The following is a 9,416-nucleotide window of genomic DNA, read 5'->3' on the forward strand; positions in this document are numbered from 1 at the left end:
TATTGATTACTACAATAATAAACGGATTAAAGAAAAATTGACTGGAATGAGTCCAGTTGAATACCGGAAACAAACCAGCCAATTATCTGCTTAATAATTTAGTCTAACTTTATGGGTTCAGTACACCGAGTTTGTCGAGGAGCTCCTTTTTTGGATTAATATGGAGTATCTAATCATTTTCGCGTTTAATGGTTCCGTGGCTTATCTGTGAAAAGGTGCTTCATTAATAGGGCCGTTCGAAGCCTTAATGAATAGTCTGGTTCTTGGATGTTATATTGTAATATCTCTTCACATTTTGCAATACGGTATTTCACGGTATTACGGTGGACCCCTAGCAGTTTAGAGGTTTCGGTAATTTCACAATTTTGATCAAGATACACATGTAATGTATTTACAAGATCTGTTTCTTCCTTTGATTTTGGGAAGGCAAGCGAGCGCAATGTCTCCTCATAAAAATCAAGAAAGCTATCTGAAGGAATCATTTTTAATAATTCTTTTAGTTCCTTTGGCTTATAAAAGCCAACATATTGTTTTTGATTTAGTGATAATCCAGCAAGAAGTGCATCGACTGCCTCGCGAAATGTAATTGACAAATGTGCTATATCATTAATAAAGTTACTAATGCCAAAGGAGATGGAAAGCTGCAACTCCTGTTCAACCTTCCTTTGGAATTGATTAATTAACTGTAAAATGGTTTCTTTAAGCTTCGGGTTGAACTTTAATGGAAATTGTAATACGGTAACAAAATACGCATTTTTTCTAAAAATAAAATGTTCGATATGATGTGCATGCAATGCATTTCCAAATAAATCATAAAAATAATATGCTAAATGGTTTAAGTTACTTTCAATGATGTGTGGTGATTGTTTTTTATCAGCATCCACCTGGCATACAATGCATGCATATTTGCGATCATCAAGTAAACCGTATATGTCGCCTCGAGAGACAATTTCTTCTCTTGTACGAATGCTTCCATCCACTACAGCTGTAAAAAAGTTGTTTTTGCTAAGCCGTTCATGTTGCTCAACCGCTTCTTTTTCAACAAGAAGTTGATGAAGGATACTGCGTATAAAACTTGAAATTTGGAATTCCTGCTCATTACTATCCACAACTGCTAGCATGTATGGAAGTGGTTGTGTTGTATGGATAAGGCAAAGCTCCAATGTTACGGGCTGATTATTCCAATCTAGTTGTTTCCGAATGAAGCTCTGATTGGCACGCGCATTATTTGCTTGGACATCATGAAAGGTTTTTTCGATTTCGTAAACAGCAGGTAGTAGGCCGGAACTTGAAAATTGTGCACTAAAGGAAGAGTTACCAAATGGATTGTATAAGTAAATCGGGCTGTTCATTAACGCAGCCAAATCATCGATGATGAGCTTTATACATGTTTCTTTTCGTAAAAAAGACATTAACCTAGTTTGAAATGCAATCGTATCTCCTGTGAAAGCAAGCTTACTTCCCCATAGCTCGGATATTAAATATTGTTTAATTGCGTGCATAGAAACAGCGTCTGGTAATGAAATGATTGGGAAATCGATTAAATCTGCTCGTTCCAATGTATCTTGTGAAATACGTTCATTTGATTGGATAACTAATCCAGCACATTCCAGCATATTTAATTGCACAATTTCTTTCGTCAAATCAATAGGCTGTTGGTTATTATCACTCGTCTGTAATAAAAGGATTGCATGTTTATCGGTAAATGAAGATTTTGGATTCCAATAGTCGATTGTTTCTACAGGCCGATCTAGTCCATCTTCTCCTGCAAGTATTGTTAGGTTGATGTTACTTATTGATAGTAAATTTCGCATTACTTTAGCCATTATATATTCCTCATTTTCAAAAAAATTACTTCATAGAAAAATTACTTTGACTCGAATACATCTTATTATACAATATTCATACTGCTTATGTTAGTCATAATTGACTTAGATATACTGTTGTATGATATTTTGAGTTTTAGTCATTGATAAATTGGAAAAAAATAGGACTATAGAAGGATTTCTGAAAAAAATTATTAAATAAGTGGATATTTACTTGCATTTTTCTTCATAAAAAGGTAAAGTTAAAGATGCAAAAGGAAATTGAAATTTAAGCAATACTTTACGATCTCTTTAACAAGTGGTGTAAAAGTATTCAGATTCAATTACTTTGCACGATATTTGTATAAGGAGGTCATATAACATGACTGGTAAAGTAAAATGGTTTAACGCAGAAAAAGGCTTTGGTTTTATCGAGCGCGAAGACGGCGACGATGTATTCGTACACTTCTCAGCTATCCAATCTGACGGCTTCAAAACTCTTGAAGAAGGTCAAGAAGTTGAGTTCGAAATCGTTGAAGGTAACCGTGGACCACAAGCAGCTAACGTTACAAAGCTATAATTCATAAATTAAAAGGCTTATCTCAAATGAGATAAGCCTTTTTTTATGATTTAATGAAACGTCATAATTGTTCTATTCTTGAACAGGACGTGATATACTCTCATCGATTACGAATAAATGATCAAGCGGATAAAAGGGGGATCTTTCGTGACAGGTTTTGACTGGCTTCAAGCATCCCAAAAACAATGGGATGAACGTGCATTATTCTGGAGTGAACGAAGTAAGAATATGTGGGATAATGGAAGCAGGAAAAAAATTATCCCTTTTATTAACCAACATCTTAATGCAGGAGATCATGTGCTAGATATTGGCTGTGGCGATGGGTATGGTACACATAAGCTACACCAAGCAGGATACAAAGTAACTGGGATGGATATCTCAAGTAATATGATTGCTTTTGCACAGGAACGTTGGAATGAAAATGGCCTTTTATTTAAGCAAGGTGCGGTTGAATCTCTCTCCCAATCTCCAACGAAATTCCAAGCGATTATGGCGATAAATGTTTTAGAATGGACAGAAATACCAGCAGATGCAATAAAACAGATTAAGAACCACTTAGAGACGGACGGACTGTTTTTTGCGGGGATTTTAGGGCCTACTGCGGGACCACGAGCAAATGGCTATTCCAGATTATATGGCGAGAAAACAATTGCCAATTCAATGATGCCTTGGGAATTTTTACAGTTGGCTCAGGAACTAGGCTTTACATATAATGATGGCTTTGGAGTATATAAAAAAGGTGTAAATGATAATCATCTTGAAGGGCTACCACTTGAGCTCAAACAAGCATTATCGTTTATGTGGGTTTTTTGTTTGAAAAAAGGTGGTGAATGAATGTGACTCCTAATGAAAAAAGTAAACAGGTGATTGAAAATTATCAGCGAGACGAAAAAATGATGATTCTCATTTATGCACAATGGTGTATGAACCATGGAATCGATGCGTGGGAACTTTATACTGAGGCCTATCCTGAGCAGAAAGCAAATGATGCATTACAAGAAGCTCTTGAATTAACCGTTCCACAAAATGAGGCAATGGAAATTGCAGATGAAACGTTACTCCAAGCATTGCAGCTATTCGGAAATGAAGATTTAGCCTTTGCCGTACAAAAAAAGATGGAGCAACGAAAAGGAGAGCATTCTAATTAAATGCTCTCTTTTTCATTGCTTACGTTATTCGCATGAGCTAGCAGTAAAGCAAAGCTCTCCTTTATGCTTCGAAAAATTTAATTAAGGCTTGCGTGCCACTGTCTCCTTCGCCAGTTTCGGCTAGCTGCTGATAAAGTTCCAAGGAAAGAAGAAGCCCTGGAGTAGCTAGTCCCATTTCCTTCGCTGATTCAAGTGCAATGCGCATATCTTTAATAAAGTGTTTTACATAAAATCCAGGTGCATAATTCTCTTGAATCATTCGAGGACCAAGATTTGCTAAGGACCAGCTTCCCGCTGCTCCGGTTGTAATACTTTCAAGCACCCGAGAAGGATCTAAGCCAGCCTTTTTTGCGTAAACAATTGCTTCACAAACACCAATCATGTTTGAAGCAATTGTAATTTGATTGCAAAGCTTTGTATGCTGTCCAGCCCCAGCAGGTCCCTGATAAATGATGTTTTCTCCCATGATTTGGAAGATGGGCAGCAGCGCCTGAAAGGCTTTTTCTTCTCCACCGACCATGATAGCAAGGGTTCCGTTTTTAGCTCCAATATCTCCACCTGATACAGGTGCATCCAACGCATGAATGGCGTTATTTTGTGCTTTGGTAAAGATGGATTGCGCTAAAGCTGGTTTAGAAGTCGTCATATCAATAACAATTGATTCTGGTTTTGCATTTTCTAAGATTCCTGTTTCACCAAAGTAAACCTCTTCCACATCTTCTGGGTAGCCAACCATCGTAATAATAATAGTAGATGCTTTCGCTAGCTCTGCTACAGTAGGCATCCAAATGGCTCCATCGTTAATGAGATCTGTTGCTTTTTCCTTTGTGCGGGTGTATATATGTAACGGATAGCCCGCCTTTTGCAAATTAGTCGCCATACTTTTACCCATGACACCTGTACCAATAAAACCAATGGTTTGTTTGTTAAGTCCATTTACGTATCTCACTTCCATTTCTTCCGGTATACTATTACTTATTCATTAATTTTTGTAGGCAAAACTGTCTATTTACGTTAGTTGTTCTTTAAATGTACCATAAAAACTTAATGAGAAAGTAATTTTTAGGAGTGATTTCATGAAATGGCATATAAAATCGTTTGCGGATTTAACAAACAATGAACTATACCATATTTTAAAAGCACGGGTTGATATTTTTGTTGTTGAGCAAGCGTGTCCTTATCCAGAATTAGATAACTATGATCAGCAATCGATCCATTATTATTTAACGGATGGCGAACAGTTAGTCGCATATGTGCGGATTTTACCAGCCGGATATAAGTATAAAGAAGCCTCCATAGGAAGAGTAATCGTCAATAAAAGCTATCGCGGCAAGGGAATTGGCAAGAAATTAATGCAAAATGCAGTTAACTATACTACTAATAACATGGGAGAAAAAACAATAAAAATTCAAGCACAATCTCACTTAGAGGCATTTTATAGCTCGCTCGGGTTTAGAAAAATTTCCGCAGTCTATTTAGATGATGGGATACCACATATTGACATGCGCTACGAGAAAAAATAAAGCATCATCTTTAAGCAACTACACATAGTATAAGTAGCACCTTTTTTATGGGAGGAGTGAAGTTGGATGATTACGATGGCGGAACAGGAGCAGTTGAAAGCAGGTTTGAAAGCGCGGCAATCGGAATTAATCGCTTCTATTCAAGATCATTTTGGTACGAAAATGGAGCTGAACAAAGAATCAATGAGTGAATTATCGAATTATGATAATCACCCAGGTGATCATGGCTCTGAGCTGTTTGAACGGGAAAAGGATATTGCCCTTAATGAGCATGCAGAGAAGGAACTGGAAGAAATAAATGCAGCACTTCATGCGATGGATGAAGGATCGTATGGAATATGCACAGCGTGTGGAGAGGATATTCCTTTTGAAAGGCTAGAAGCCATCCCAACTACAGATCGGTGCATTAACCATGCAGCAAATGATACATTTGAGCATAATCGTCCAATTGAAGAAAAAGTATTTAGTCCGAACATCAATCCAGACGAAGTGACAGATGAAAATCAGGTTGAATATGATGCAGAGGATGCTTGGCAAGAAGTGAGCCGGTATGGAACAAGTGAAACACCATCCGATTTTTATGGGGATCGCGATAATTATGATGAAATGTTTCCAAACAGTGATGGTTATGAGCAAATAGGAAGTGTAGAAGAGCTTGAAGGATTTTTAGCAGCAGACCGGGAAGGGAAATTTACTGGTGTCACCCCAAATCATAATAAGTACGAAGAAAAATTAGATGATGAAATTGATTAAGGAAGAGGCTATCTCGTGCGCGAGACAGCCTCTTTTTTCACCCTTGAAGATCTCGTTTTCGATAAAAAAGAAATCCCGCGATCATCATGATAATCGCGATAACAAATAAAGATAAGACCGGTGTTACACGCATATCTTCAACAGGCATTTGCGGAACATATCCAAATGGGGAAGCTTTCTTCATCCAAGTTGGAAACTGAAATAAATCCCCCATATATACGACAATAAAAGAATATGTGAGGTATAACCATATAAACCCTGTTTGCTTAGGGGTGGTACCAAGCAACACTATGGCAACGCCAACCATAACCCAGATTGCTGGTAGATAAACGATGGCTGACTTGATTAGTGTCATTAGCGAAAGTCCATTATCCAATACAGTATTACCGACAGACCAGAGGCCAAGCACTGCCAAAAGATTCATGAAGATACTTAGGAGCATGGCAATCATGAAATAACTTCCAAGCAGCTGATAGCGAGAAATCGGTAGTGCTAGCATACTTTCTAAACGATGCTTTGATTCTTCTCCTTTTAGCTTTAATAAGCTTAAAAGAACAGGGATGGTTCCTATCATTGCCATGATCGTGAGCAGCAAGGAGATGAACTGATCGGTTAGGGAAACACCTGGTATGGGGGCTAGAAAGTCCTGCATTACTTCATTGTCTACGAAAAAAGTATCAAGATCTCCTAAGACAGATCCATAAGAAGCGCCAAGCACATACATGCCAATTGCCCAGGCGATAATTCCGGTACGTTGTAGCCTAATTGCTAAACCAGAGGGACTTTGCAGCCATCTCGATGCATGCACTCTTCCTGGCTTCGTTGGAAAAAAACCTGCTCCTAAATCGCGAATAGCGTGTAAATAAACGGCGCAAAGAGCGATTAAAACCGTAAGCATGCCAAGGATAGCTAATGGCCACCAATCATTCAGAACGAATACGTGTGTATCAAGTATAATACCCAATGGTGAGAAGGCTGAGAGGGTGTCATTGCTTACATCGCCAATCGCTCGGATTAGGTACGAAACAATTAAAAGCGTAAAGGAAAATCCGATGGTGCCTTTTGCATTATCTGAAAGCTGTGCGAATAATGTCGTGATCGCTGCAAAAAAGAATCCAGTTGCTCCTAATACTGCCCCATACAGGATTGAGCCATTCCAATCGATACTATCAATCTGAAGTAAAGGTAATCCAGCTCCAATGATAACCATGATTAGAGCATTCGAGATCAGTGCTACGGTTAAGACAGCAGTTAAATTAGAGAGACGTCCTGTTGGCAAGGAGCGAATCATTTCAATATTGCCTTCTTCCTCATCGGCACGAGTATGTCGTGTGATAAATAAAATATTCATAATTGCTACGGTAATCGCCGTAAATAGAAGCATTTGATGTGCAAGCATTGCTCCGAAAGTATAATTGTCTAAGCCTGTGCTAGGACCGACCATAGCAATCATTGCAGGATTGATCATTGTTTCTGCTAATAGCTGTCGTTCGTTTTCATTCACATATAGCCCAGAAAATGAACTAGCCGTACCCAGAGTAGTAGCCGTAATAGCAGCAATCCAAATGAAGAGTCGAATTCGATCACGACGCCAAATAAAATGAATTAACGTCCCTAATTTCTTGAACATTTGATTTGACATTAGGATAACTCTCCTCCCGGGCTAGATTGCTCGTAATGTCGCATAAATAAATCTTCTAACGTTGGAGGTGAACTTTTCAATTTAATGACCCCAAATGAGCTTACAAGTTTGATTACCTCATCTAATTGATTTGTATCTACTTCGATGGAGAGACGATTCCCATTGGTTTCTACGATGTGGACACCACCTACATGTTCGAATGAAGGAATTGGTTGCTTTGTTTCAATGAACAAATGTGTTCTTGTTAAATGACGTAGATCATGTAATGTACCAGTTTCAATCATTTTTCCTTGGCGGATGATTCCAACGCGGTCACATAAACGTTCTACCTCCGAAAGAATATGACTAGAAAGCAATACACTTTTCCCTTCATTTTTTGCAGCTAGCACACATTCTTGAAAAACACGTTCCATTAATGGATCGAGCCCAGAGGTTGGCTCATCTAAAATAAATAAGTCAGCATCAGATGCGAATGCAGCAACAAGGGCAACCTTTTGCCTATTTCCTTTTGAATAAGCTCTACATTTTTTGCTCGGATCAAGGGAGAACTGTTCTAATAATTGATTTCGCTTTGTCATATTCGAATTACCCCGAAGCTTCATAAAAAGATCTATTACCTCGCCGCCGGTTAAATTTGGCCACAAATTCACATCACCAGGAACATAGGAAATACGTTTATGAATCGCAACAGCATCCTTCCAAACGTCCAATCCAAAAATGGATGCACTTCCTTCCGTCGCCTTGAGTATACCGAGTAGGATGCGAATGGTTGTTGATTTTCCTGCTCCGTTTGGACCAATAAAACCATAGATTTCTCCTGCATTAACCGTTAAGTCAATCCCGTCAAGCGCATTGAAATTACCAAATCGTTTTACAAGCTGCTCTGTTTTTAAAATGCTCATCTAAATTCCTCCTCTATTTTAAAAGCCATGGAAGCCAATAATTTAATTATGAAATATTTAACCTTATATAGTTCATAATATAGAAAAACGAATTGTATATCAATATATTTATGAAATATATTTATTGTTTTAATACATAAATTTTATTAAACTAAATAAAAGAAGAAACAATAAATGGGAAGTGACATGAAATGAATGGCTTTGAACGAAGAAAGCATCGAAAAAAACAAGCAATATTAGAAGCGGCATTAGCTTTATTTAAGGAATCAGGCTTTCAAAGCGTTCCTGTTTCAACAGTTGCAAAGAAGGCTAATGTTTCGCAGGTGACAATATATAACTATTTTGGAAATAAAGATGAACTTATTGATGAAGTAATGAAGTACTATATTAATAATATGTGGCTTGAATATGATGCACTTTTTAAAAGTGATCTTACTTTTCCTGAAAAAGTAAAGCAAATCATTTTTGAAAAAAAAGAAACCGCAAATCAAATGAGTGCACGATTTTTTGAGGATTTCATGAAGCATTATGCGGGAAATGAAAGCTATTGGGAAAAGTTATATAAGGAAAAAGTTTTGCCACAAATGATGCAATTATTTGATGACGGAAAAGCACAGGGGTATGTAAACAGGCAAATATCTAATGAGGCAATTCTTGTTTATATGCAATTATTTAAAGAAGCTCTACAACGAGAAGAGCTTTCCGCTTCGCTTCTTCCGATTACAGAGGATTTAACAACCTTATTTTTTTATGGGATATCTGGCGGAAAATGATATGATGAATAAAGAGTGAAAATGAAATGAAGCGGGGGATAAAATGGATCATGAAAAAGGTTGTATAAAATGTGGGAGTACAGATGCCGAGCAAAAGGAAGTTGCCATGACAGGAACAGGATTATCTAAAATGTTTGATGTACAGCATAATCACTTTATTGTAGTCTATTGTAAGCAATGTGGATATTCAGAGTTTTATAATAAGCAGAGTTCATCAGGAAGCAATATTCTTGACCTGTTTTTCGGATAAACAAAAACGACTCTTTCGTTGACCACGGAAGAGTCGTTTT

At 37.5% G+C, this 9,416-nt stretch carries 12 protein-coding genes; 8 read left to right on the forward strand and 4 right to left on the reverse strand.

What is annotated here, in order from left to right; translation table 11 throughout:
- Window position 1: 1 nt before the first annotated feature.
- Window positions 2–94 (forward strand): IS3 family transposase, encoded by a 93-nt coding sequence (locus QBK89_RS13980; protein WP_481937822.1) that lies wholly within the window; start codon window positions 2–4, stop codon window positions 92–94.
- 91 nt (window positions 95–185) lie between these two features.
- Here the strand turns inward: QBK89_RS13980 and QBK89_RS13985 are convergent, their stop codons facing one another.
- A complete protein-coding gene (locus QBK89_RS13985; RefSeq protein ID WP_284141675.1) occupies window positions 186–1,826 on the reverse strand; it encodes a helix-turn-helix domain-containing protein in 1,641 nt (546 codons plus the stop codon).
- A 361-nt stretch (window positions 1,827–2,187) separates the two neighbouring features.
- On the opposite strand from QBK89_RS13985, the gene cspD reads away from it, so the two are divergent.
- The 3 genes from cspD to QBK89_RS14000 all read left to right on the forward strand — a co-directional run bounded on the left by cspD (window position 2,188) and on the right by QBK89_RS14000 (window position 3,533).
- A complete protein-coding gene (cspD, locus tag QBK89_RS13990) occupies window positions 2,188–2,385 on the forward strand; it encodes a cold-shock protein CspD (protein ID WP_284141676.1) in 198 nt (65 codons plus the stop codon).
- Between the two features lie 147 nt (window positions 2,386–2,532).
- Window positions 2,533–3,219 (forward strand): class I SAM-dependent methyltransferase, encoded by a 687-nt coding sequence (locus QBK89_RS13995; RefSeq protein WP_284141677.1) that lies wholly within the window; start codon window positions 2,533–2,535, stop codon window positions 3,217–3,219.
- Window positions 3,216–3,533: a hypothetical protein gene (locus QBK89_RS14000; protein ID WP_284141678.1), complete on the forward strand. Its 318-nt coding sequence runs from the start codon at window positions 3,216–3,218 to the stop codon at window positions 3,531–3,533. The genes QBK89_RS13995 and QBK89_RS14000 overlap by 4 nt, the downstream gene beginning before the upstream one ends.
- 61 nt (window positions 3,534–3,594) lie before the next feature.
- On the opposite strand, the gene QBK89_RS14005 is transcribed toward QBK89_RS14000, so the two are convergent.
- Window positions 3,595–4,482 carry an NAD(P)-dependent oxidoreductase gene (locus QBK89_RS14005; RefSeq protein ID WP_284141679.1) on the reverse strand — a complete coding sequence of 296 codons (888 nt, stop codon included), beginning with the start codon at window positions 4,480–4,482 and terminating at the stop codon, window positions 3,595–3,597.
- Window positions 4,483–4,609: 127 nt separating this feature from the next.
- On the opposite strand from QBK89_RS14005, the gene QBK89_RS14010 reads away from it, so the two are divergent.
- Both QBK89_RS14010 and QBK89_RS14015 read left to right on the forward strand, forming a co-directional pair.
- The gene (locus QBK89_RS14010; protein ID WP_284141680.1) at window positions 4,610–5,056 is read left to right on the forward strand and encodes a GNAT family N-acetyltransferase; all 447 of its coding nucleotides are present in this window, start codon (window positions 4,610–4,612) and stop codon (window positions 5,054–5,056) included.
- 66 nt (window positions 5,057–5,122) lie between these two features.
- Entirely contained in the window at window positions 5,123–5,809 is a 687-nt protein-coding gene (locus tag QBK89_RS14015) for a TraR/DksA C4-type zinc finger protein (RefSeq protein ID WP_284141681.1), read from the forward strand.
- Between the two features lie 37 nt (window positions 5,810–5,846).
- Here QBK89_RS14015 and QBK89_RS14020 read toward each other — a convergent pair whose 3' ends face one another.
- On the reverse strand, window positions 5,847–7,451 hold the full coding sequence (locus QBK89_RS14020) for an ABC transporter permease (protein ID WP_284141682.1): 1,605 nt from the start codon (window positions 7,449–7,451) through the stop codon (window positions 5,847–5,849).
- Window positions 7,451–8,353, reverse strand: a complete 903-nt coding sequence (locus tag QBK89_RS14025) for an ABC transporter ATP-binding protein (protein ID WP_284141683.1) — start codon at window positions 8,351–8,353, stop codon at window positions 7,451–7,453. Before QBK89_RS14025 ends, QBK89_RS14020 begins: the two co-directional genes overlap by 1 nt.
- Before the next feature lie 191 nt (window positions 8,354–8,544).
- Between QBK89_RS14025 and QBK89_RS14030 the strand changes: the two genes are divergently transcribed.
- Together QBK89_RS14030 and QBK89_RS14035 are read left to right on the forward strand one after the other, a co-directional pair.
- Window positions 8,545–9,126, forward strand: coding sequence for a TetR/AcrR family transcriptional regulator (locus QBK89_RS14030; RefSeq protein ID WP_284141684.1), 582 nt, complete (start codon window positions 8,545–8,547; stop codon window positions 9,124–9,126).
- 43 nt (window positions 9,127–9,169) lie between these two features.
- Entirely contained in the window at window positions 9,170–9,376 is a 207-nt protein-coding gene (locus QBK89_RS14035) for a zinc ribbon domain-containing protein (RefSeq protein WP_284141685.1), read from the forward strand.
- Window positions 9,377–9,416: the final 40 nt, after the last annotated feature.

Origin of the sequence: Virgibacillus sp. LDC-1 (genome assembly GCF_030137545.1) — a bacterium.
Classification (GTDB): Bacteria; Bacillota; Bacilli; order Bacillales; family Amphibacillaceae; genus LDC-1.

Bases quoted from the DNA above. Each gene is read 5' to 3' on its own strand.
- QBK89_RS13985 (WP_284141675.1), bottom strand. From the start codon at position 1,826: ATGGCTAAAGTAATGCGAAATTTACTATCAATAAGTAACATCAACCTA.
- QBK89_RS14000 (WP_284141678.1), top strand. From the start codon at position 3,216: ATGAATGTGACTCCTAATGAAAAAAGTAAACAGGTGATTGAAAATTAT.
- QBK89_RS14025 (WP_284141683.1), bottom strand. From the start codon at position 8,353: ATGAGCATTTTAAAAACAGAGCAGCTTGTAAAACGATTTGGTAATTTC.
- QBK89_RS14015 (WP_284141681.1), top strand. From the start codon at position 5,123: ATGATTACGATGGCGGAACAGGAGCAGTTGAAAGCAGGTTTGAAAGCG.
- QBK89_RS14030 (WP_284141684.1), top strand. From the start codon at position 8,545: ATGAATGGCTTTGAACGAAGAAAGCATCGAAAAAAACAAGCAATATTA.
- QBK89_RS14010 (WP_284141680.1), top strand. From the start codon at position 4,610: ATGAAATGGCATATAAAATCGTTTGCGGATTTAACAAACAATGAACTA.
- cspD (WP_284141676.1), top strand. From the start codon at position 2,188: ATGACTGGTAAAGTAAAATGGTTTAACGCAGAAAAAGGCTTTGGTTTT.
- QBK89_RS14035 (WP_284141685.1), top strand. From the start codon at position 9,170: ATGGATCATGAAAAAGGTTGTATAAAATGTGGGAGTACAGATGCCGAG.
- QBK89_RS14020 (WP_284141682.1), bottom strand. From the start codon at position 7,451: ATGTCAAATCAAATGTTCAAGAAATTAGGGACGTTAATTCATTTTATT.